Here is a 23,754-nt window from a genome sequence, read left to right as displayed (position 1 = left end):
TGCGTCACATTGGCATGGGTGACCGCCACCCCCTTGGGCGTACCAGTAGTGCCCGAGGTGTAAATCAGATAAGCGATTCCATCACCACCAGGAACCGGCAACGGGCCGCTCGATTGACTGTCAATACGCGGATCATCAACATCAATCACCACCACACCGCACTCATCCAGCCGCCCGGCCAAACCGGAGCTGGTGATTGCGACCACCGGCGCAGCGTCGGCAATCATGAAGTTGATACGTGCATTCGGTGCCGCCGGATCAATCGGTAGATATGCCGCTCCGGTCTTGAGCACCGCCAGGATCGCGATGATCGCCTGAGCCGAACGCTCCACCAACAGCAGCACACACGTTCCCGGACCCACACCTTCGGCAGCCAGGAGGTGAGCCAACCGATTTGCAGCCTCATCAACCTCTCGGTAGGTCCACGAACAGCCCTCCCACACCAGGGCTATCGCTTCCGGTTTCTGGGCCACCCGTGCGGCGAACAACGCGGGAATCGACACCGGCGCGGGACCCACTGCGGTCAGGACCGAACGGTTACCGATCTCATCGAGTCGGGCATGCTCGAACTCGTCAAGCAAATCCACCGACGACAACGACCGCCCCGGATCAGCAGCCATCGCCGTCAGAACCCGCGCCAACCGCTCTGCTAAATCGCCCACATCACAATTCGAAAAGAATTGTTGAGCGCCCACGGTGCTGATGAAGAGCTGATCACCGTCCCTGAAGAAAACCAACCCGAATTGGACAGGGCCGGCATGGGTCAGAGTTCCCGATCCAGCGGCATCGCCGAGGTGCCCCATATGTGTACCCGGAATGAAATTTATGACGACCCGGTTCGACGCATGTCCGGAGCCCCGCAATCCCGCATTGTTCTCGAGAACGTGCACGGGAAACCGTTGATGCTCAAGGGCCGCCCGCATTTGCGTGTCGACAAGCTTGCAGAAATCGGTGACGGCCGCCCTCGGCGACGCTTTCAACATCAGTGGCACGAAGCCGGAGATCATTCCGGGGACCACCTGTATCTCCGGACGCACACGCCGGCTTACCGGAAAGTCGAGCGCCACCTCCGGACTCTCGGTGTCGAACGCGCGCACGAGAAGACCGCACGCTGCGGTGATCACCGCTGATCGACGCACGCCCAAAGTTTGTGACAACTGCTGAATCCCAGCGACCGCGGAGGGGTCCACTTGAACCGGCGTGGGAGGCTCGTCGGCACGCTCGCCTCCGGCCGCGAATGCCAGCCGATAACGCGCTTCGTTTTCCGGCGGAAGATTCCTCGTCCAATAGGTCTGATCATTGAGGTAATCGGTCGACGCTTCATATTCAAGTTCGCAACGAATGAGATCACTCAACGACCCGAAGAAAGCGGGCGGAATTGGCTCGCTCCTTGCCATTGCCGTATAAATTTCCGCGATCCGGTGACAAACAAGAGCGAGGCCGATTCCGTCGACCACGATGTGATGGCAGCACACGAACCAATAAAATTCATCGACGCGAGTTTGGATCAACGCGAATTTGAACAGCGGGCCGCTTAGCGGCATTAATTCCCGTTGTATCGATGAGGCCAGCTGATAAGCGTCGTGTCCGGGGTCCAGTGAGGCGACCAGGTCGTAGCGAGCTAGCTGTACGTGCGGGTAGTCGACCGTTCGTTGAAAAGCATGGCCATCCATCTCGAAGAAGGCGGCTCTGAGTGGCTCGGCCTCGCGCACCGCTTCGGTGATCGCCCGCTCGAGCAAATCGGGATCTACCCTGCCTTCGATTCGCAAGAGCTCGCCCAGCTGCCACTTCGCACCGAAGCTGCCCGTTTTCTCTGCAAGCCAGATGTCGCGCTGTCCTCGCGTCAGCGGAAAGGTGCGGTCACCGATTTCCATCCGACTCCCCCAACCCCCGCCAGGGCATCACATATAAGAAGTCCGGCTTCCCCCGACCCACTCAGCGCGCAACGTAGCCGAACCAGTTCTGCAGAACCCTACTGACGCCTGGCACGTCCGGGTGGCTTTTGGCAAAGTTTTCTATTCGACTTCTGCGATAATTCAGTAACGTGCGCGCGCGCCACGGGGGCGGCCGCCAAACACAGCTTCCCGACGTGACCGCAGACCCTTTTCCGCCTGTTACGGACGTTACTTGGCGGTCGTCGGCCTACCGATCCGACGAAGTGGTTTCGTCGCAACTTAGTTATGCCAGCGAACAAAATGCTCGGCGTTGCTGCCATGGACCAGCAATACTGAGAGGATCCTCCGACAGCCCCTCGAGTGGCCTACTCTTCAGGGCGTGGAGTACCCGGCAGGTACTGCTTTCGACCCCGCCATCCGGTGCGACGGTCTGACCAAACGGTTCGGCCGCGTGATGGCAGTCGAGGACTTGAGCATGACCGTCGCGCCCGGCGAAGTGTTCGGGTTCTTGGGTCCCAACGGTGCCGGCAAGTCGACGACGATCCGTCTGCTACTCGGATTGATACGCCCGAATTCAGGCAGTGCAAGGATTTTCGGTTGCTCAGCGGGAGACGTGCGTCGAGCCCACCGTCACCTCGCATACGTCCCGGCCGATGTCTCTCTCTGGCCGCGACTGACCGGTGCCGAAATTCTCGAGCTGCTCGGCCGCGTCGGACCAGGTGTTGACGCGGCGTACCGCGACGAGTTGGTCGCCCGATTCCATCTCGATCTCGACAAGCCGGCCCGGACCTATTCGACCGGCAACAGGCAGAAGGTGGCCCTTATCGCAGCATTCGTGACGCGCGCGCCGCTTCTCGTGCTTGACGAGCCGACGAGCGGCATGGATCCGTTGATGGAGAGAGTATTTCGTAGCTGTGTCGCAGAAGCGCGCGAGCGAGGCCAGACGGTGTTCCTCAGCTCTCATCAGCTGGATGAGGTAGAAGCCGTCTGCGACCGGGTAGCGATTCTGCGTGCCGGGCGACTCGTGGAAGTCGACAGCCTCGCTGAGTTACGCCGATTGCGCCGCACTGTAGTCGAGGTTTCCTATCACGGCGTCTCGCCGTCCCTCGGAGATATCGCGGGGGTGTCGAACATCGAGGAACTCGGTGGCGGACGGTTGCGGTTCAGCGTGACTGGGTCACCGGCGATCGCACTTCGAGCTCTGGCCACCGCCGACATCACGGCGCTTTCGATGCACCAGCCGACACTCGAAGAGATCTTTCTCGATTACTACGGAGAGGCACAGCGATGACAGCCGGCACGCTGGCCGGTTCGCTGGTGACCGCCGTGCCGCACGTTGCGCCCGGACGAGCGGTGAGCCGGTTGGCTGTGCGTCAAGTTCGCCGTGGTGCCATTGGGGTCGCCTTGGTGTGCGGCGTCATGTCGGCGGTCGTCGCCAGCCAATACCAGGTGATCAACAGCTTGCTGGATGAATCGGCAATGCGTGCGATGGCTGGAAATCCCGCCGAGAAGATTCTGTTGGGCCCACCGGTCGCTCTCGACAATCCCGGCGGTTTCACGGTGTGGCGCACCGGCACACTCATCTTGGTGCTCGTCAGTCTCTGGATCATCCTGACAACCACACGTATCACCCGCGGTGAGGAGGATGCCGGTCGATGGGGTTTGCTGCTCGCGGGACGCCTGCGAATGGAGGACCTGGTCGTCCGCTGCCTGACCGCCCTCGCTGCATCCGCAATGCTGATCGGAGTAACCGTCGCGACGGGCCTCTCGGCGGCACGTACTGAACTGGCAGGGGCGCTGCTCTATGCAAGCGGAATCACGTTGGTGGCACTGACTTTTGCGACAACCGCTCTACTCGCCGCGCAAATCATGCCGGCGAGATCCGGTGCGACGGCATTATCTGTTGCGGCTCTGGGTGTGGGATTGACGCTGCGCATGGCCGCCGATTCCTCACCTGGACTGGCGTGGTTGGCGTGGGTGACCCCGTTCGGGCTGGCAGCACGCGCGGCGCCGTACGCCGACAACCGCGCCCTCCCGCTGGCCGTGTTGAGTGCGTTTCCGATCGCGTTGGCCGGAGCGACTCTCCTTACGGCCCGCCACCGCGATCTGGGCGACGGGATTGTGACGGTGCCGCCAAGTCGTCCTCCACGAACGCGACTGTTGCGTAATATCGGCGGGTTCGCTCTTCGCCGCGCCGCGCGGATAACGTTCGGGTGGGCGGTCGGCGTCGCCGCCTTTTTCCTTCTGATGGGCGCGTTGCTCGCCTTGGTCCTCGAGTTCTTTCAGACAAATCCGCACATCGCTGAATTGGCCGCTGATGCAGGGATCAGCAGCAGCTTCGATTCTGTGAATGTCTTCGCTGCACCCCTGTTCAGCCTGCTGCCGGTGGCCACCGGTCTCTACGCTGCGATGCGCCTCGCCACGTTCGTCGCCGATGAGCAGGTCGGTCGCTGGACGCTGCTGTTCGCTCAGCCAATTTCGCGCGTGCGTCTGATGTCGGCTGAGATCGCGGTCACCGCTTGTGCGGTCCTTGCGCTGCATTGCACAGCGGCAGTCGCGATGTGGAGCGGTGCGAAGATCACCGGCGCCCCGCTGCAGTTCCCCGACGCCCTTGCGGGCGCGCTGAATTCACTTCCCGTGGCATTGCTGGCGGCGGGTGCCGCCGCAGTTGGAGTCGGATGGTTCCCATCCGCTGCCGGCGCAATCGGTGCATTGCCGCTTGTGGGTGGGTTTTTGGTGAACGCGATCATGCAGACAACTAACGTGCCGCGCTGGGTGGCCAACCTATCGCCATGGGCCCACCTCGCCGCGGTACCCGAGGTGCCACCGCACTGGACAGCTACCATAATTCTCGTGCTGATCGGCACGATCCTGACTGCGCTCGGCGTGTGTGGGTACGTCCGGCGCGATGTAGCAACATGAGCAAGCGCTTCGGCTTCGGCCCATTCTGCGCGTCATCGGCGACCGCACTCATTCTTTGCTGCGACCGGCTCCATTCCCCTCGCCCGGGAAGCTCTGGAACGTTACCATCGTGGAGGATCCCGCGTATCGAGAGTGCAGCGCGGGCGCAAGCTGGTGATCGAATCATCGATCAGCTGGCTCACGATGATCCGGAACAGCAAACACTATCGAGAAGACGGCTTGAAGATCCGGCTCGCGATGGGAGGGTACTCCGATGGGTTTGATACCAAATTTCTATGAACTGAAGGAGACTGCCGAGGAATCCCTCGAGCTCCTCCGGCGAGCAGTCGCGGCTCTGGAACTGCTTGCAGCAGAACAGGCTCGCGCCAATGACCTGTATGCGGAAGTGAACGAGGCCTCGCTGTCGCCAACTCAAAACGTGACCGAACTGCAGGCTTGAGCCGGCGTAAGTCGGCCGCGGAAGTGTCGTCCCTCAACCATGAATCGGGTGAGCGTCGGCAAAGCCTTCACACCCGCTGCGGCGCCCCTCCGCTTGTGCACAGTTCCATCGAGGCCGACGAGGCAGCCCGGGTGTCGCACTGTAAGTGACGACGGTTCCGACGTGAGCGGACAGCCGCGGCACGGGACGGGGTCATACTTGCTGATCGTGCCTGTCGAGGCTAGCGGCACTCAACATGGGTGCGGCTGACCGGCGTCGCGCACCGCCGCGGGCTGGGAGCCAATCGCGTCCCGCACATTTTCCAAAGGCCATGTACGGGCGTCTGGCGAGCGAATAAAATGCGTGTAGCTACGCGAGGGAGGCGCAGCAGTGGGCGGGCTTGAGAATCTCGACTTTTTCACCGACAAGTCACTCGTCGATGATCCATACGGCTATTACGACGCGATCCGTCAATGCCCGGTATGGCGTGAGCCGGCGCATGGTGTGGTGATGGTGTCCGGCTACGACGAGGCCGTTGCCGCGCAAGTCGACGTCGACCGTAACCTGTCGGTCTGCAATATCGTCAGCGGACCATGGTCGGGAATCCCGGTCGAGGCCGACCGTGACGACATCTCAGATCTGATCGAACAGCACCGCCACCGGGTTACGTTCGGCGACTACTTCATCTCGTTTGACCCTCCCAAGCACACCGCGCACCGCTCTCTGTTGAGCCGGTTGTTCACCCCGAAACAGTTGAAGAACAACGAGGACTCACTGTGGCGTCTGGCCGACGAACAGATCAACCGCTTCGCCGAGAAGGGCAAGTGCGAGATCGTCCTCGACTACAACTTTCCCTTTACGCTGGACGCGATCACCGACCTGCTGGACGTACCCGAGGGCGACCGTGAGCGATTCCGACGCGCGGCCAGAGCGAGCAGGCTCGAAGGTGAACGCAGCGGATTCGTTGGCGTGAAAGAGGAATGGTTCGTCGACTACATCGAGGAGCGCCGGCGCGAGCCGCGCGAAGACGTTCTGACCGAGCTTGCGCTGGCGAAGTTTCCCGACGGCACGACACCCGACGCGATTGATGTCGCCCGGGTCGCCACGTTCATGTTCGCCGCCGGTCACGGCACGACGATCGATCTGCTCAGTCTCGCGATGCTGATGCTTGCGGAGCGACCAAACCTGCAAGAGGAGTTGCGCTCCGACCGCTCAAAGATCTCGGCCTTCATCGAGGAAATGCTCCGCTTCGAAAGCCCGATAAAGTCGAATTTTCGGATGGCGCGGCGGACCACCAAGATCGGCGATGTCGCAGCACAGCCTGGTACCAGCGTACTGGTGATGAACGGTGCGGCAAACCGCGATCCACGTCGGTTCGACGAGCCCGACGAATTCCGCCTTGGTCGCCCGAATATATTGCAGCACATTGCATTCGGCCGTGGTGTGCACTCCTGTCCGGGCGCCCCGATCGCACGGGCCGAAGCGCGAGTGAGCTTGGGGCGCATCCTCGACCGGATGGCCGACATTCGGCTTTCGGAAGCCGAACACGGTCGGGCCGGGGAGCGTCGACTCCAATGGGATCAAACCTTTCTTTTCCGGCGCCTCAAGGAACTGCACCTGGAGTTCACCCCCATCGGCTGAGCCGCTACTCGCGACGACCACGAGACAACTGACCGGCTCGGTCGAAGGTTCATCCCGAAGAGGTGCTGTGATGACTTCGTTGCCGACGGCGCTGCGTGGCATCGACGTGACCGTCGGGCGGTCGGTCACAATGGGAAGGTCACGTCTCCGCGAAGGGATGGAATCGTGGGGTCTTCGAAGAAGGTCTTTCGCAGTCCGGATCTCCGTCTATGGACCGCGCGAGCGCTCGCGATGCGGGCGAGGGTCCTCGAATTCAGCGAGCGGTATCCGTGGGCCGTCGGGGTGATCGCGGTGCCGTTGACGGTCCTCGGTTTGGCGGGGGTGGCCATTTACCCGTACGTGTTCGTGCCGCTGCTGTTGCTGGCCAGTGCGGCGCTGATCGTCGTTGAAGTCTGCGCGGCCCAGCAGGAGGAGGCCGAGCACCAGACGCAGGAGCGCAACCGTCAACCACGCAGTCCGCACGCGAGCATGTATTCGGAGCCGAATCTGCCGCCGCTGGGATCAGAAGAACGCGTATGGGTGGAGGCGGGCGAAGCGCGACGCCGCGCAACCGAGTTGTGGGCGCAAGCAAAGGCCGCTGAAGCCCGAGCCTTGGCCGCCGAAGCTCGGGCGCGGGAGGTCACGGTACGGCGTGAGGCGGAAGAAGAGGCCGAAACCATACAGTTTCCCCGCGTGGACTACCCGTAGCCAGAAAGCCGCGTGCCCTGTCCTCGCAGTGTCACCAATCAACCGAAGTAACTGTCAAGCATCAGCCGAAACACTGTCAGCCATCAACCGAAGCCGAAATGTCAAGCCTCAACCGCACTAATACACGTCTGAAGTGGGGCGGGCGGGGCTCGACCCGCGACGACTGGCCCTCACACTTGGCACCCGGACAGTCAGCAATTGTTGCGTACCAGACGGACCAGGCCGACTACACGATAGAACCGGAGATGTATTTCACCGATGTTGCGGGCTACGTTTGGCGCCGAGACGCGACGAACCTCGAACGCATCAGCGAACCAGAGCCAGAGCCCGAACCGGCATCGACTACGGAGCTAGCGCGAAAACTGACAGCTACTCCTGCTGTGAAGCCGAAGTCACGGAGCCGAGGCTGAATCACTTTGCGTCCCTTGGCTTTGGGTAATCAGTCAGCGCGGCCCGCAGCTGATCGCGTTGGCTGGCGAAGAATGTCAACGACACCGGCGCGTCCGGCACGATCAAATCAAACGTGTGGAAGGCACCGGCCGCAATCTCGACGTGACAGGGCGTGCCCGCCTCATTCAGGCGCCTGCCGTACTCGACGGCCTCGTCATGCAGCAAGTCCAACGAGCCGGTGCCGATCCAGGCCGGTGCCAGCCCGGTGAGGTCGGTACGCCGCGCCGGGCTCGCGACCGCCGGGTCAGCGTCACCCAGATACCATCGCCAGGCTTGGCGGTTGTCACCCTCCGACCAGATCAGGCGACGGCGACCCGTGGCGTGACTGCCGGTGCGGTCGTCGAGGTTCGGTTGGGACAGCAATTGAAAGGCCAGCTGGATCTCGCCGCGATCGCGGGCCAGAAACGCCAATGCCGCTGCTAGCCCACCACCGGAGCTGAGACCGCCGATCGCGACGCGTGACGAATCAACCCAAGGCTGCTGCGCCAACCACAGCAGCGCCGCGTAGCAGTCTTCCAGCGGAGCAGGATGTGGATGTTCGGGCGGCAACCTGAAATCGACGGCCGCAATCGCGACGTTTGCCAAGTGAGACAGCCTGCGGCAGAAGCCATCTTCCTGTCGCGCGCTGCCCATCACGAACCCACCGCCGTGGATCCACAGCAGCGCAGGCGCCGGATCAGCAAGGCGCGCGGGACGATGCAGGCGCACACTCACATCAGCATCGACCGCCACCACCGGCACGTCACGAACGGCGAGGATGCGTCCCAACAGCGTCATAGCCGCACGCTGCACCCTAAGTCCACGGCTGAGGGCATAGCCCCTCGGGAGAATTCTGGCCGCAGTCCGCAAGGCAGGGTCCATATCTGGTCCCGACGTGAACGAGGTCACTTCTGGCTGGTCTCGTTAAGAGCATGCAGACCGTCTTCGCTGTCGTTGATGAATCCCATCAAAACGAGCATGCCTGCGATGATGGCAGCTACCGCTAGCCCGACGCGGACCTTCCGCGTGATTGGCGAACCCAGGCGGGGTGCCAACCCGTTGGGTCGGCGGCCATGTAGAGATCGTTGGTGGACGCGCCTACTGGGAATTGGGTTTTTACTTCCTCGACCCCGCCAAGGTTCCGGCTTTGGGGGCCAAGTTTGCTACGGCCCGTACCGCTGTCACGCCGCTGTCACAGAGGCGTTTTCAAGGCCGCAACGGCCCGCGGCGCAATGTCGAAAATAGACTCTGAGCTGGACAAACACTTGGTGGGGCGGGCGGGGCTCGAACCCGCGACCAACGGATTATGAGTCCGCGGCTCTAACCAACTGAGCTACCGCCCCCGGGCGCGCTGCGCGGCACCAATGTTCCCACATGCTCCACTGTGCACCGCGCAGCGACTGATTCGCTCCCCGCGAATTTGTCGCTACCGGCCAATAGTTCGCCGACAGCCAGCGCCCCCTAAGCTATGTCGGCGTACACCGGCTGCCCATCGGCGCCGATCGAGTACCGCTCTGTGCCCTCGGCGATCCGGGGCGCGTCGGCGGCCAGCGACACCGCGATCTTGTTGGTCGCGTTGCGCATGACGTCCAGCGTCAACTCCCAGGCCTGCTGCTCCGAAAAGTACCGGCGTACGCCCGCGGCCACCTCCGCCTCGATCCGTGCCGGCGACCAGATCAACGCGTCGACGTATCGCAGCGCCGCCTTGTGCGCGTCGCTGAGGCCCGCGGCGGATTCGTAGCGCTCGATCTGCTCGTACAACTCCTCCGACCCGCCCGAGTCCAACGCGTTGCCCTCGCGCAACGACTTGCAGAGCCGGCAATTGTGCTGCGTCGCCCCGCGCAGCCGCACGATCTCGGTGGTCACCGGATCCAGCGCCCCTAACCGCGCGACGGCCGGGGCGAATCCGTTGAGCAGCGCGTCGACGGGATCCGACTCGTGGTCCCACTCCACGACGCTGTAATCTCCGGGCCTACCGAGGCCCAACGCTTCACATCCCGCCCACACCCGCGGCACGAAATCGGCGATGAAGATAGCGGTAACTGTCCGGAATGCGTTGTCGCTCAACGTCGCCAACATCCGCCCGCGTTGGTTGTCGCCGAGTCCGGACACGTCGATCGCGAACTGCTCGGCGAACGCCGCCACCACCCGACCGGCTTCGCTGGCCTCGTCGACAACGTCGACCTCCACCGGCAGCGGCGGCAACGACAACGCCCGCCCGCACGTCAGCCGGATCAGCGTGTCCTGCCTGCAATCGCCCGACGACATCGCGACCAATCCGGCGATCCGGTCGGCCAACTCATCAGCGCCCACCCAGGGATTATTGCGCCTGACTGACCGACGACATGTGAAAGTCGGGAATCCGCAGCGTCGGCATCGCCGCCCGCGTCGCCCAGTCGCCCCACTCGCGCGGCAACGTGACCTCGCTGACACCGGCCTCCGTCGCCCGGCGCAACAGGTCGAGCGGGCTCTCGTTGAACCGAAAATTGTTGACGGCAGCCGTCACCTCGCCGTCCTCGACCAGGTAGACGCCGTCGCGAGTGAGCCCCGTCAGTAGCAGCACCGAAGGGTCGACCGTGCGGATGTACCACAGCGTGCTCAGCAGCAGTCCGCGCTCGGTGCCCGCGATCATGTCAGCCAGCCCGGCCTGCGCTCCGGTCATCAGCAGGTTGTCCGCCGGCACCGCCGGGGTCGTGTCGAACTCCGCGGCCGCCGCCCGTGAGTACGCCAACGCGTTGATGGCGCCGTCACGTATCCAGTCCACCCGGTTGATGTCCATCCCGTTGTCGAAGACCGAAACCCGTTCCGACGACACCGGCGTCGCGACGAACGGCGCGCAGGCCAGCCCATCGGCGAACGGATCGGAATACAGCGTCAGCGGCAGGTCGGTGAGTCTCTCCCCCACCCGCGTACCGCCGCCCGGTGCCGAGAACGCGCTGCGGCCCTCCTGCGCACCCCGGCCGTCCATCGCCCACGTCAGGTAGATCATCAGGTCGGCCACCGCCGACGGCGGCAGGATCGTCTCGTAGCGCCCGGCCGGCAACTCGACCGCCCGTTGCGCCCACCCCAATCGCATCGACAGCTCGTCGAGCATGGAATCCGTTGGCACATCATTGAAGTCAGCGGTGTTGACGCCCACCCAGGCGCTGGCGCCGTCCCGCTTGGCGTTGATCTCCACCGAACCCGTCGGCTGCGTGTAGCGCCGTCGCAGCCCACCCGAGGTCGCTACGAACGTCGTCTCGAGGATGTGCCGCGCGTATCCGTACAACCGGTCGCGGCCGCGGAACCCGCGGGCCAGTCCGTCCGCCACCGGCAAGAAGACCGCGGCGCCGGCGCTCGGTACGGGGGCGTCCCAATCGGGTGGTATGTCACCACTCGCCAGCAGCGGTGCGCTGTCTCGGGCTTCGGGCGCCGAACGCGCGGCCTCCTGCGACGCCGCCACCAGCGCCCCGATCGTCGTCGGATCCACCTCGCTGGAGCGCATGGAACCGACGTGCGACTCGCTGCCGTCGCGTACCACCGAGATCACCGTCGTGTAGCGAGTCGTCGACTCCCCGTTGGTGGTCATCGAGCTGCCCGCCCACCGCAGCGAGGCGTCGGCGCGGTCGGTCACCACCACGATCGTCTCGTCGGCTCTGCCCAGCCGGGCGGCCTCGTCCAGCGCGATCTCCACCACTTGCTGCGCGCCGATCATCGACTACCGCCCTGCCTCGGTTCGGGTGTTGAGCACGTTCACCCCGCGGAACAACGCCGACGGGCAGCCATGGCTGACCGCGGCCACCTGGCCCGGCTGGGCCTTGCCGCAGTTGAACGCCCCGCCGAGCCGCCACGTCGACGGTCCGCCGACAGCCTCCAGCGACCCCCAGAAATCTGTTGTCGTCGCTTGGTATGCCACGTCGCGCAGTTGGCCGTCGAGCCGGCCGTCGCGGATCCGGAAGAACCGCTGACCGGTGAACTGAAAGTTGTAGCGCTGCATGTCGATCGACCAACTCTTGTCGCCGACGATGTAGATGCCGTCATCCACGCGGGCGATGAGGTCCTCGGTGCTCACGTCGTCGGTGGCCGGCTCCAGCGAGACGTTGGGCATCCGCTGGATCGGCACGTGATGCGGCGAGTCGGCATACGCACAGCCGTTGGACCGTCCGACCCCGAGCCGCGGCGCGAACACCCTGTCCAGTTGATAGCCCACGAAGATGCCGTCGCGGACCAGGTCCCACTTCTGCGCCTGCACCCCTTCGTCATCGAATCCGACAGTCGCCAGGCCGTATTCGACGGTCCGGTCGGCGGTCACGTTCATCACCGGTGAGCCGTAGCGCATGCTGCCGAGCTTGTCGGGTGTGGCGAAGGACGTGCCCGCATACGCTGCCTCGTAGCCGATCGCCCGGTCGTATTCGGTGGCGTGGCCGACGGATTCGTGAATCGTCAGCCACAGGTTCGATGGGTCGATGACCAGGTCCGTCGGGCCCGCGGAGACAGAGGGAGCCTTGACTTTCTCGGCCAGCCACGTTGGCAGCATGGCGAGTTCGTCGGTCCAGTTCCACACGTCGTCGCCGACCACGTATTCCCAACCCCGGGCGGTGGGTGGCGCAAGCGTGCGCATCGTCTCGAAGGTCCCCGCCGCCGGATCGACGGCGACCGCATCCAGCGACGGCTGCACCCGCACCCGTTGCTGGGTGATCGTCGAGCCGAATGAGTCGGCGTAGAACGTCTGCTCCTTCGCGGTGTGCAGACCCGCAGAGACGTGGTCGACGCCGTCAGCGGCCAGCAGCCGGCCCGAGTATTCGCCGAGGACGGCCAGCTTGTCGCTGATACCCACATCGAACGGGTCGATCCGGTAGTCCGAAACCCAACTGGCATCGGCGTATACGGGTTCGGGCGCCAGCTCGATGCGCTCGGCGTTCAGCGGCGCCAGCGTCCTGGCCACCTGCACGGCGCGGCGCGCAGTCTCGGCCGCGACGGCGGTGCTGAGCTCGGCGTGCGAGGCGAACCCCCACGTGCCGTCGACGATCACCCGCACCGCGAAACCGATCTCCCGGTCGACGACCGCCGTCTGCAGTTCGCCGTCGCGCAACTGCACGATCTCCGTCGTGATCGCGTGGATGCGCAGATCCGCGTAGCCGGCACCGGCGGACAACGCCGCCGACATCGCCGCGTCGGCCAGCCCATACCGCGGCAAATCGAGGAAGTCGGCATCGACTCGTCGGGTGGCTGTCACGCCACCACCGTAGTGGTGGCGCGCTCGGCCCGCTTTAATGACTCGGATGGCACCGCGCCGCCGCATGACCGCAACCGGGTACGCACTCCTGGCTCCGAGCCTGTTCGGAGTCGTCGCGTTCATGCTGCTGCCGATGTTCGTGGTGGTGTGGCTGTCGTTGCACCGCTGGGACTTGCTGAGCCCGATGCAGTATGTCGGCCTGCGCAATTGGCAATCGGTGCTGACCGATCCGACCTTCGGCACATCGTTGGTGGTCACGCTGGTGTTCATCGCGCTCGTGGTGCCCGCACAAACCCTGCTCGGGCTGGCCGCGGCCGCCCTGCTGGCCCGCGGACTGCCCGGCAGCGGGTTCTTCCGGACGCTGTACGTGCTGCCGTGGATCTGCGCGCCGCTGGCGATCGCGGTGCTGTGGCGATGGATCCTCGCTCCCACCGACGGCGCGGTCAGCGCGATGCTCGGCCACCAGATCGGGTGGCTCACAGATCCGACGCTGGCGCTGCCGGTCGTCTCGGCGGTGATCGTATGGACCAACGTGGGTTACGTGACGCTGTTCTTTCTCGCCGGCATCCTCAACATCCCCGAGGACGTCCACAACGCGGCGCGCACCGACGGCGCGACGGCATGGCAGCGGTTCCGATACATCACCCTGCCGATGTTGCGGCCGACGCTGTTCTTCGTGCTGGTGACCGGGATCATCAGCGCAGCACAGGTTTTCGACACGGTGTACGCGTTGACCGGCGGCGGTCCGCAGAACCGTACCGACCTGGTGGCGCACCGCATCTACGCCGAAGCGTTCGGCGCTGCGGCGGTGGGACGGGCCGCGGTCATGGCGGTGGTGCTGTTCGTCCTGCTGGTCGGTGTGACGGTCGTCCAGCATCTGTACTTCCGACGACGGATCAGCTATGACCTCATCTAGCCGGTTCGCCTCCGCCGTCGTCATCTATCCCGTTCTGCTTGCCGGCGCGCTGATCACGCTGGCGCCGTTCGTGCTCGGCGTGCTGACCTCGCTGCGGGACCCACGTCGGTTCGACAGCGAGTCGCCGTTGTCGCTGCCGGCCCCGCCGACCCTGCAGAACTACGCGAACCTGGCCGACGCCGGGTTCGGCCGGGCGGTCGTGGTGACCGCTCTGATGACCGCGGTCATTCTGCTCGGCCAGTTGACATTCTCCGTGTTGGCCGCGTATGCGTTCGCGCGTCTGCGGTTTCCCGGCCGCGACGCGCTGTTCTGGGTCTACGTTGCGACGCTCATGGTGCCGGCGACCGTGACCGTGGTCCCGCTGTATCTGATGATGGCCGAGGCGGGTCTTCGCAACACCTTCTGGGCTCTGGTGCTTCCGTTCATGTTCGGTTCGCCGTACGCGATCTTCCTGCTGCGTGAGTACTTCCGCACCATTCCGGGCGATCTCATCAACGCGGCCCGCATCGACGGCGCCAACACGCTCGACGTGATCGTGCATGTCGTGCTGCCCGCGAGCAGACCGGTCCTGGCGACGCTGGCGCTGATCACTGTTGTCTCGCAATGGAACAGCTTCATGTGGCCGTTGGTGATCACCACCGGCGCAGAGTGGCAGGTACTGACGGTCGCGACGGCCGGTCTGCAGTCGCGGTACAACGCGCAGTGGACGTTGGTGATGGCGGCGACGACGGTGGCGATCGTGCCGCTGCTGGTGCTGTTCGTCGCGGTGGGCCGCCACATGGTGCGCTCGATCGTCGTGACGGGGCTGAAATGAGCTTGCGACCGCGGTTTTCGACGCTCGTCGCGGCGGGATTGGTGCTGGCGGCGGTGGTGTTGCTCGTGGCCGCCATGCTGCTCGGACAGTCGGGCGACTCGGCCGGGCGCACCGTGGTGACCGTGCGGCTGTGGGACGAGCAGGTCGCCGACGCGTACCGCGCGTCGTTCGCCGAGTTCGGTCGCGAGCACCCCGACATCGAGGTGCGGGTGAGCGTCGTCGCCTACTCGACGTACTTCGACACTCTGCGCACCGACGTCGCCGGCGGCGGCGCCGACGACATCTTCTGGATCAGCAACGCCTACTTCGCCGAATACGCCGACAGCGGCCGGTTGCTGAACATCGGAGACACCCTGGGCGCGGGCGCATCCCGCGCGTGGGAGCCGTCGGTGGTCGACCAGTTCACCCGCAACGGTGCACTGTGGGCAGTGCCGCAGTTGACCGACGCCGGCATCGCGGTGTACTACAACGCCGACCTGCTTGCGGCCGCGGGAGTCGACGCCGGCGAGTTGCGCTCGCTGCGCTGGTCTCCGGAACCCGCCGTCGACACGCTGCGGCCTCTGCTGGCACGCCTCACGGTGGACGACGACGGCCGGGCCGCGGGCACAGCGGGTTTCGACCCACGGCGTATCCGGCAGTGGGGTTACAACGCCGCCAATGATTTACAGAACATCTACCTGAACTACATCGGTTCGGCGGGCGGGGTCTTCTCGGTCGGCGACCGGTTCGCGTTCGACAATCCGCAGGCCGCGGCCGCGTTCGAGTACCTGGTGGGGCTGATCAACACCGACCACGTCGCGCCGCCCGCGTCGGCGACCAACGACAACGGCGACTTCTCCCGTAACCAGTTCCTGCAGGGCAGGATGGCGCTGTTCCAGTCCGGCACGTACAACCTGGCGGCGATCGCCGACGCCGCCCGCTTCCGCTGGGGTGTCGCGATGTTGCCCGCGGGACCCGCGGGCCGGGTCAGCGTGACGAACGGTATTGCTGCGGCCGGCAACTCGGCCAGCGAGCATCCCGACGCGGTGCGTGAGGTGCTCGCGTGGATGGGCAGTACCCGCGGCAACGCATACCTCGGCGCGGGCGGCGCGGCGATTCCGGCGGTGCTGGCCGCGCAACGCGTCTACGACGACTACTGGCGATCGCGCGGCGTGGATGTGAGCCCGTTCTTCAGGGTGCTCGACGGCCCCCGCATCGCCGCGCCCGGCGGCGCGGGATTCGCGGCGGGTTTCGACGCGCTCAAACCCTACTTCGACGAGATGTTCCTCGGCCGTCGCGACGTGCGTACCACGCTGACGGAGGCGCAGCGGGCCGCGAACGCCGCCGCGCAGCGGTGAGTCAACGCGTCACGGCGCTGGTCCCGGCGACGGTCAACTCCAGGGCCAGCGCGGCGCCGCACACCACCGCCACGATGAGGAAGGCCCACCAGTCAATGGTTTTCGGCCGCGACGGCGCAGCGGAGATCTGTCCGGCGCCGCCCCGCGCGGTGATCGCGTCACCCATCTCGTCGGCGCGCCGCAGCGCGGCGGTGATGGCCGTCGCGAGCAGGTCGATGGCCTCCAGCCACCATCGGCGCCACCGTCCTCGGCGGCGCGCCGGCATCTGCTTCGGCCGCAGGCTGCGCGCCGCGTAGAGCACCCGGAACTCGTCGATCAGCATCGGGAAGGCCCGCAACGCCAGCGCCAGTGCGACCGCCCACTCGTCGACCGGTATCCGCAGCGCCCGCAGCGGCCGGCCCAATGTTGCGACGGCGGGGGCGATCTCGGCGACGTTGGTGGTCCAAGACACCATCGCGCCGAGCCCGAGCAGCACCACCGACAGCGCGGTGATTCGCAGGAAGTTCAGCAGCCCGCCCAGACCCACTTCGACCGTGCCCATGGAGATCACCGGGCTGCCGCCGGCGAACGTGGCCGTCAACCCGCCGAGGAACAACAGGATCCACAGCCAGCGCGGTATCGACGGCAGCACGCCGCGCGGAATCTCGGCCAGCCATGCCGCGATCAGCACCAGGACCGCGACCGCGCCGATCGGAACCCATCCCGGATAGAAGGTCATCAGCACGCCGATCGCTGCGACCAGCAGAAGCTTCGTGCCCGCCCAGAGTTGGTGGACCACGCTGTTGCCCGGCACCGGCCGCAGAAGCACGATGCCCCTGCGCTGACGCCGTCCGGTCGACACCGTCGTCATGGGCGGCCTCCCGCCGCCGTCGGCGCCGGCACCAGAACGCCGCCCGCCAGATGCAATGTGCGGGGGCACAATTCCTCCAGTCCCGCGAAGTCGTGGGAGATCACGACGACGGTGAGTCCGGCGCGGCGGCGTAGGTCTTCCAGCAGCCGCAGCAGTCCACGTTGGCTGCTGGCGTCCAGACCGGCCAGCGGCTCGTCGAGGATCAGCGCGCGCGGCGAGCGGGCGAGCAGCCCGGCGAGGACCACGCGGCGCATCTGGCCGCCGCTGAGCTGGTCGATGCGTCGGCTCGCCATCGTCGGATCCAGCCCGACGGTCGACAGCGCCTCGGCGACCCGGGCGCGGTCGCGTGGGGAGAACCCGGCGGCCGATGCGATCTCGAGGTCGACCCGGGCACGCATCAGCTGCAATCGGGCGGCCTGGAAGGAGATCGCAACGGCGCCAACCTGTTCGGATGCCGGCGCCCCGTCGAGCAGGCATGCACCCGTGGTCGGCTCGATGAGGCCGGCCATGATCCAGGCCAGCGTCGACTTTCCCGACCCGTTCAGTCCGTGGATCAACACGCCGTCGCCCTCGTGCACGGTGAACGTGATGTCGCGCAACGCCGTCGCCGCCCACGGGGTGCCGCTGCCGTACTCGTGGCTGACGTCTCGCAGTTGCAGCACCGGGGCGTTGCCGGCACCGCGGTGCATGGTCGCGGCCGGCGCGTCAGCGGATTCCACCATGTCGGTGTTGTCGGCGGCGCCGCCGTTTCCGGTCAGGTTGACGGCGCGGTCCGCAGCGTCGGCCTCGTCGTTGTAGTGGGTGATGTGCACCAGCGACATCTGGTGGTGCCGGGTCAGCCCCGACAGCACCGACATCAGTCCCTCTCGGCCCCGCTGGTCGACCATGCTGGTGACTTCGTCGGCGATCAGCAGCGACGGCTCGCGCGCAAGCGCCGCCGCCACGGCGAGCCGTTGTAGTTCGCCGCCGGACAATCCGCCGGTGTCGCGTTCGGCCAGACCGCTCAGGCCGACCTCGGCGAGCAACTGCTCCACGTCGGTGGCCTTGCCGGGCGGTAGCCCCCAGACCACGTCGTCGGACACCCGGGTGCCCAGCACCTGACTCTCGGGATGCTGCATGATCACCGCCGTGCCGCCGATACGGCCCAGCCCGACCGCGCCCGGCCGTTCGATGGTGCCCGCGGTCGGTTCGCGCCCGGCAAGCATCAGCATCAACGTCGTCTTACCCGAGCCGTTGGCGCCGGTCACGGCGAGATGCTCCCCCGGTTCCACGTTCAGCGAGACCGGACCCAGCGCGTCGTGGTCGGCGGTCGGATAGCGGAACCGGACGTCGTGCAGGCGGGTGGGCACCGGCGCGATCACACCGGTATCACTCGAAGACTCGAGCTTGTGCACATCGGGAATGCCGGCCAGCCGCTCCATCACCCGCGACAGTGCCCACCAGCCGACGAGGCTGACGAACGTGATGGAAAGCACCCCGCCGGCGAAGAACAGCAGGGGCCAATAGTCCAGCGCGGTCGCAAAGTCGCGCTTGAGCCGATCGGCCACGCCCGCCATTTCCGGGATGCGGGCGATCACCGCCGCGAGGCCGTCGATGTTGGCCGTCACCGACTCGAAGATCAGGTGGCGCAGTCGCGACAGGATGGCGAGCGCCACCACCACGGCCGCGCCGAACACCGAACCCGCGATCAGTGCGGCGAAGATCACAGTCGGCGTGCCACGGCCGCGGCGCTTGACGACGCCGGTCAGGCCGCCGATGTAGGCACAGTCGACGACGGTCATGAAGCCGCCCATGCCGGCGATCAGGAACGCGATGATGCCGCCCGCGACGGTCGCGGTGAGCAGGACCCGCAACCGGTATCGGTACGCCAGCAGGCCCATCGGCACCGTGCCCAGCAGTGACAGCCCGGCCGCGAACGGGACCACCACCGCGATGATCGCGGTGGCCGCGCACAACGCTGCCATGACCGAGGCCTGCGCCAGTTCGACGGGACGCAAGCGACCGCTTCCTCGAGTTCGGCCCCCGGTCACGGTCATTTCACGATTCTGCCAGCCGGCGAGTCCGACAACGCTCATGGTGCGGTGAGCGGCGGATGAACGCGTCGCTTTGAAACACATAGCGAAGCTATGTAATGTAATTGGCATGACACCGACGCTCGGAGCCGATCTGCTGTCCGTGGTCGCCCGGATCAACCGCCTGGCCACACAGCGCGTCCGCCTTCCGCTCGGCTATGCCCAGGCACGGTTGCTGTCCACGATCGAAGACCAGGGCGAGGCCCGCATCTCCGACCTCGCCGCGCTCGACCACTGCTCGCAGCCGACGATGACGACCCAGGTCCGCCGGCTCGAGGACGCGGGCATGGTGTCGCGCACCGTCGACCCCGAGGACGCGCGCGCGGTGCTGATCCGCATCACCCCCAAGGGCGTGGACACGCTACGCCAAGTCCGGATGGACCGCGGTGCGGCGATCGATCCGTACCTGGAGCGGCTCGACGCCGCCGACCGCGAGACGCTCAGCGACGCGGTGCGCGTGCTGCGCCGGCTACTTGCGGACGCGGCCACACCCAACACCATCACCAAGTAACCAACAAAGGAGCACCCGCCCGTATGTGGCGTCAACCCAAAGCTGTCTGGGCCGTTGCCTTCGCCTGCGTCGTCGCGTTCATGGGCATCGGCCTCGTCGACCCGATCCTCAAGCCGATCGCCGAGAACCTCGACGCGTCGCCGTCTCAGGTCTCACTGTTGTTCACCAGCTACATGGCGGTGATGGGCGTGGCCATGCTCGTCACCGGTGTGATGGCGAGCCGAATCGGTCCCAAGCGCACACTGCTGGTCGGTCTGGTCGTGATCATCGCCGGCGCCGGCCTGGCCGGGCTGTCCGACACCGTGATGGAAATCGTTGGCTGGCGGGCACTTTGGGGGCTGGGCAACGCACTGTTCATCGCCACCGCGCTGGCCACCATCGTCAGCTCGGCGCGCGGTTCGGTGGCGCAGGCCATCATCCTCTACGAGGCGGCGCTGGGCCTTGGCATCGCGGTCGGCCCGCTTGTCGGCGGCGTACTCGGGTCGATCTCGTGGCGCGGACCGTTTTTCGGCGTGTCGGCGCTGATGGCTTTTGCGCTCGTGGTGACAGCGGTGATGCTGCCCTCCACCCCGCCCGCCGAACGTGCGACCACACTTGCCGATCCGTTCCGCGCGCTGCGGCACCGCGGATTGCTGGGTGTGGCGATCACTGCTCTGCTGTACAACTTCGGGTTCTTCACCCTGCTGGCCTTCACACCGTTTCCGCTCGACATGAGCGCACACCAGATCGGTCTGATCTTCTTCGGCTGGGGCGTCGCGCTGGCGTTCACGTCGGTGGTGGTGGCGCCGCGGCTTCAGCGCCGGTTCGGCACCGTGCCCGTGCTGTTGGTCAACCTGCTGGCGATGACGGCGACGCTGATCGTGATGGCCGTCGCGACCGAGAACAAAGCCGCGCTCGCGACGTGCGTGGTGGTGGCGGGGCTGTTCATCGGCGTCAACAACACGCTGATCACCGAGACCGTGATGAAGGCCGCGCCCGTCGAGCGCGGCGTGGCTTCGGCGGCCTACAGCTTCGTGCGGTTCTCCGGCGCCGCGCTGGCGCCGTGGCTGGCCGGAGTGCTCGGAGAGCAGATCAGCGTGCACATGCCGTACTGGGTCGGCGCGGGCGCGGTGCTGCTGGGTGCAGGCGTCCTCGCGCTCACCCGGTCACATCTGGTCGGCATCGACGTCGAGGAAGCCGAACTCGACGAATTCAGCGAGGCGACCGCGATCGGCGTCGGCAGCGACACCTGAGTTACGCGTCTCAGGTGACCACCGAGCCGACCAGCAGCCCGACGACATACGTCGCGGCGATGGCCGCGGCGCCGAACACGAGTTGGCGTGCCGATGCGAACCACAGCGGCTTTCTGGTGAAGCGCGATGCCACGCCACCGGCGATCATCAACCCGAGCCCGCCGCAGAGCAGCCCGAGCCACAGGTTCTCGAAACCGAGGAGGTAGGGAATCAGCGGCGTCACCGCGCCGACCGCGAACGTGACGAACGACGACACCGCCGCGATGACCGGCGACGGCTTCTCGGTGGGGTCGATGCCGATCTCCTGCACCAGGTGGAAGTTGATCGCGCGGTTCTCGTCGCGGTGGATTTCCTCCGTGGCCACCGACGCGGTCTGCGGCGACATCCCCATCTGCACCAACGCGTCGGCGAGTTCGGCTCGTTCGGCCTGCGGATGCATGCGGAACGCGCGACGCTCGACAAGGACTTCGGAGTCGATCTGCTCATTGGCCGTCTTCACCGAGGTGTATTCGCCGAGCGCCATCGAGAAGGCGCCCGCCGCCAGACCGGCGAATCCGCTGAGCACCACGGTGTGCGCCGCGGCCGTCGCACCCACACCGGCGATCAGCGCGGTGTTGGAGACCAGGCCGTCCATCGCGCCGAACGTCGCCGCCCGCAGCCAACCGCCACTGACATCGCTGTGGCGGTGGTCGAAATCATGCGGACGCCACTGCATACGCTGCCCGTCGGAGTTCCTCATGGCTCGATTCAACTCCGGTCGCCGGGACGGCGATCCACTCAGGTTCACCTTGGTTTAGGACATCACAGTTTGCGGTGCCGCGCAGAAGGCTACCGTCGAGTCATGACCACCACTGCGGAACATCTGTGCAATGCGCTCGACGGCCGTTGGCGCGATGTGAAGAACCGGATGCGCGAGGAACTGTCGAACGAGATCTTCCGCCCGCACTACACCCCGAACACCGTCATCGCCAGGACCAAAGTGGCCGAGCAGCTGAAGATCATGGCGGCCCAGGGTTCGGCCGAGGACGGGTTCAAGAAGGAGCACGGCGGCAACGGAAACGTCGGCGCGGCGGTCACCCAGATCGAGATGCTGGCGATGTCCGACCTGTCGCTGATGGTCAAGGCCGGTGTGCAGTGGGGCCTGTTCGGCGGCGCGATCGAAAACCTCGGCACCGAGCGCCACCATGAGAAGTACGTCAAGAAGATCATCGACCTCGAGCTGCTCGGCTGCTTCGCGATGACCGAAACCGGGCACGGCAGCGACGTGCAGTCACTGGAGACCACCGCGACCTACGATCCGGCCACCGAGGAGTTCATCATCGACTCCCCCACGCCGACGTCGCGCAAGGACTACATCGGTGGCGCCGCCGAAACCGCACGTGTGGCGGCGGTTTTCGCACAGCTGATCACGCCGGACGGGGTGGGCCACGGCGTGCACTGCCTCGTGGTGCCCATCCGCGACGACGAGGGAAACGACCTGCCGGGGGTGACCACGTCGGACTGCCACTACAAGGGTGGCCTGCCGGGCGTCGACAACGGCCGCATCCAGTTCGACCACGTCCGGGTTCCGCGCGAGAACCTGCTCAACAAGTACGGCGACGTGGCTGCCGACGGCACGTACAGCTCACCGATCGAGAACGTCGGCCGCCGGTTCTTCACGATGTTGGGCACCTTGATCCGCGGAAGGGTCACCGTCGGCGGCAGCGCGGCGGCCGCAGCGCGGGTTGCCCTCGACATCGCAACTCGATATGCGTTGCAGCGCAGGCAATTCACTGCCCCTGACGACGAGGGCGAAGTGCTCATCATGGATTACCTGGTCCATCAGCGTCGGCTGCTGCCGTTGATCGCGAAATCCTATGCGCTGCAGTTCGCCCAGAACGAGCTCGTGGCCAAGTGCCATGACCTGCAGAGCGCCGAGGATCCCGACCCGGAGGAGCAGCGTGAGCTGGAGGCGCGCGCGGCCGGCCTGAAGGCGGCCAACACCTGGCATGCCACCCGTGCGATCCAGGAAGCCCGCGAAGCATGCGGTGGCGCAGGCTATATGGCCGAGAACCGGCTGATCGCGTTGAAAGCCGACACCGATGTGTTCACCACCTTCGAGGGCGACAATCACGTGCTGACCCAGTTGGTGGCCAAGGAGCTGCTCACGGCGTACGCCGACGACATCAAGAGCATGAGCCCGGTCGAGTGGGTGCGGTTCGCCGCCAACTTTGCCGGCGAGCGAGTGCTCAAACGCACTGCCGCCGAAACGATCATGCAGACCGTCCTCGACACGCGGCAGGACAACGAGGAGGAAGGCAGCCTGTTCAACCGGGGCACCCAGGTCCAGATGTTCGAGGACCGCGAGGAGTACATGATCTCGACGGTGGCCCGCCGGCTGCAGGGCAAGTCCAAGGAGATGAGCGAGTTCGACGCGTTCAACGCCGTGCAAGACCATGTGCTGCACAGCGCCCGCGCCCACATCGACCGCATCATCTTGGAAGCGTTCGTCGCGGGTATCGACTCATGTGAGGACGAGGAGGCCCGCAAGATCCTCAACATGGTGTGCGACTTGTATGCGCTGTCGGTGATCGAAGAGGACAAGGCCTGGTTCATCGAACACCGCTACATCTCCACCGAGCGCGCCAAGGCCGTCACCCGCGGCATCAACGAACGCTGCCGCACGTTGCGGCCGTACGCGGAGCTGCTCGTCGACGGGTTCGGCATCCCCGAGCAGTTGCGTTACGCCGAGATGCTGCACCCCGAGCGCATCCCCGACGCCGACGAGCACACCGAGCAGAACGCGATCAGCGCGGGCACGATCGAGCCGAAGTAG

At 65.7% G+C, this 23,754-nt stretch carries 19 protein-coding genes and 1 tRNA gene; 11 read left to right on the top strand and 9 right to left on the bottom strand.

Translation table 11 applies throughout. The annotated features are described in order from the left end of the window. Positions 1–1,874: condensation domain-containing protein (locus AU185_RS06800; protein ID WP_082683771.1), on the bottom strand; the 1,874-nt coding region annotated here is incomplete at its 3' end. 475 nt (positions 1,875–2,349) lie between these two features. On the opposite strand from AU185_RS06800, the gene AU185_RS06795 reads away from it, so the two are divergent. The 5 genes from AU185_RS06795 to AU185_RS06780 all read left to right on the top strand — a co-directional run bounded on the left by AU185_RS06795 (position 2,350) and on the right by AU185_RS06780 (position 7,563). Further along, the gene (locus AU185_RS06795; RefSeq protein ID WP_172800154.1) at positions 2,350–3,186 is read left to right on the top strand and encodes an ABC transporter ATP-binding protein; all 837 of its coding nucleotides are present in this window, start codon (positions 2,350–2,352) and stop codon (positions 3,184–3,186) included. Then, on the top strand, positions 3,183–4,817 hold the full coding sequence (locus AU185_RS06790; protein ID WP_059102480.1) for an ABC transporter permease: 1,635 nt from the start codon (positions 3,183–3,185) through the stop codon (positions 4,815–4,817). The genes AU185_RS06795 and AU185_RS06790 overlap by 4 nt, the downstream gene beginning before the upstream one ends. 253 nt (positions 4,818–5,070) lie before the next feature. Further along, positions 5,071–5,256: a hypothetical protein gene (locus AU185_RS25045; RefSeq protein WP_156425427.1), complete on the top strand. Its 186-nt coding sequence runs from the start codon at positions 5,071–5,073 to the stop codon at positions 5,254–5,256. Positions 5,257–5,625: 369 nt separating this feature from the next. Beyond that, positions 5,626–6,876: a cytochrome P450 gene (locus AU185_RS06785; protein WP_059102479.1), complete on the top strand. Its 1,251-nt coding sequence runs from the start codon at positions 5,626–5,628 to the stop codon at positions 6,874–6,876. A gap of 165 nt (positions 6,877–7,041) precedes the next feature. Continuing rightward, complete coding sequence (locus AU185_RS06780; RefSeq protein ID WP_156425426.1) at positions 7,042–7,563, top strand: hypothetical protein; 522 nt, start codon at positions 7,042–7,044, stop codon at positions 7,561–7,563. A gap of 411 nt (positions 7,564–7,974) precedes the next feature. Here AU185_RS06780 and AU185_RS06775 read toward each other — a convergent pair whose 3' ends face one another. The 5 genes from AU185_RS06775 to AU185_RS06755 form a co-directional block, all read right to left on the bottom strand. Then, positions 7,975–8,874, bottom strand: a complete 900-nt coding sequence (locus tag AU185_RS06775; protein WP_059102477.1) for an alpha/beta hydrolase — start codon at positions 8,872–8,874, stop codon at positions 7,975–7,977. Between the two features lie 384 nt (positions 8,875–9,258). Then, a tRNA-Ile gene (locus tag AU185_RS06770) sits at positions 9,259–9,335 on the bottom strand. 118 nt (positions 9,336–9,453) lie between these two features. Then, positions 9,454–10,260: a carboxymuconolactone decarboxylase family protein gene (locus AU185_RS06765; RefSeq protein ID WP_059102503.1), complete on the bottom strand. Its 807-nt coding sequence runs from the start codon at positions 10,258–10,260 to the stop codon at positions 9,454–9,456. Positions 10,261–10,312: 52 nt separating this feature from the next. Continuing rightward, positions 10,313–11,686 carry a metallopeptidase TldD-related protein gene (locus AU185_RS06760; RefSeq protein ID WP_059102476.1) on the bottom strand — a complete coding sequence of 458 codons (1,374 nt, stop codon included), beginning with the start codon at positions 11,684–11,686 and terminating at the stop codon, positions 10,313–10,315. Positions 11,687–11,689: 3 nt separating this feature from the next. Next, positions 11,690–13,138: a TldD/PmbA family protein gene (locus AU185_RS06755; protein ID WP_502687729.1), complete on the bottom strand. Its 1,449-nt coding sequence runs from the start codon at positions 13,136–13,138 to the stop codon at positions 11,690–11,692. A 106-nt stretch (positions 13,139–13,244) separates the two neighbouring features. Between AU185_RS06755 and AU185_RS06750 the strand changes: the two genes are divergently transcribed. The 3 genes from AU185_RS06750 to AU185_RS06740 are packed head-to-tail and all read left to right on the top strand — an operon-like array spanning position 13,245 to position 16,274. Further along, entirely contained in the window at positions 13,245–14,123 is an 879-nt protein-coding gene (locus tag AU185_RS06750; RefSeq protein ID WP_059102474.1) for a carbohydrate ABC transporter permease, read from the top strand. Continuing rightward, entirely contained in the window at positions 14,110–14,937 is an 828-nt protein-coding gene (locus AU185_RS06745; RefSeq protein WP_059102473.1) for a carbohydrate ABC transporter permease, read from the top strand. The genes AU185_RS06750 and AU185_RS06745 overlap by 14 nt, the downstream gene beginning before the upstream one ends. Then, the gene (locus AU185_RS06740; RefSeq protein WP_059102472.1) at positions 14,934–16,274 is read left to right on the top strand and encodes an ABC transporter substrate-binding protein; all 1,341 of its coding nucleotides are present in this window, start codon (positions 14,934–14,936) and stop codon (positions 16,272–16,274) included. The genes AU185_RS06745 and AU185_RS06740 overlap by 4 nt, the downstream gene beginning before the upstream one ends. Position 16,275: 1 nt before the next feature. On the opposite strand, the gene AU185_RS06735 is transcribed toward AU185_RS06740, so the two are convergent. Then, a complete protein-coding gene (locus tag AU185_RS06735) occupies positions 16,276–17,124 on the bottom strand; it encodes a CbiQ family ECF transporter T component (RefSeq protein WP_059102471.1) in 849 nt (282 codons plus the stop codon). Then, positions 17,121–19,160 (bottom strand): ATP-binding cassette domain-containing protein, encoded by a 2,040-nt coding sequence (locus tag AU185_RS06730; protein WP_059102502.1) that lies wholly within the window; start codon positions 19,158–19,160, stop codon positions 17,121–17,123. The genes AU185_RS06735 and AU185_RS06730 overlap by 4 nt, the downstream gene beginning before the upstream one ends. 106 nt (positions 19,161–19,266) lie before the next feature. On the opposite strand from AU185_RS06730, the gene AU185_RS06725 reads away from it, so the two are divergent. Further along, positions 19,267–19,707, top strand: coding sequence for a MarR family winged helix-turn-helix transcriptional regulator (locus tag AU185_RS06725; protein ID WP_059102470.1), 441 nt, complete (start codon positions 19,267–19,269; stop codon positions 19,705–19,707). A gap of 23 nt (positions 19,708–19,730) precedes the next feature. Then, complete coding sequence (locus AU185_RS06720; protein WP_059102469.1) at positions 19,731–20,939, top strand: MFS transporter; 1,209 nt, start codon at positions 19,731–19,733, stop codon at positions 20,937–20,939. A gap of 10 nt (positions 20,940–20,949) precedes the next feature. Here AU185_RS06720 and AU185_RS06715 read toward each other — a convergent pair whose 3' ends face one another. Further along, the gene (locus AU185_RS06715) at positions 20,950–21,678 is read right to left on the bottom strand and encodes a VIT1/CCC1 transporter family protein (protein ID WP_059102468.1); all 729 of its coding nucleotides are present in this window, start codon (positions 21,676–21,678) and stop codon (positions 20,950–20,952) included. A 102-nt stretch (positions 21,679–21,780) separates the two neighbouring features. On the opposite strand from AU185_RS06715, the gene AU185_RS06710 reads away from it, so the two are divergent. Continuing rightward, positions 21,781–23,754: an acyl-CoA dehydrogenase family protein gene (locus tag AU185_RS06710; RefSeq protein WP_059102467.1), complete on the top strand. Its 1,974-nt coding sequence runs from the start codon at positions 21,781–21,783 to the stop codon at positions 23,752–23,754.

Source organism: Mycobacterium sp. GA-0227b (assembly GCF_001499855.1).
GTDB lineage: Bacteria > Actinomycetota > Actinomycetes > Mycobacteriales > Mycobacteriaceae > Mycobacterium.
This window is presented reverse-complemented; position numbering and strand designations above follow the sequence as displayed.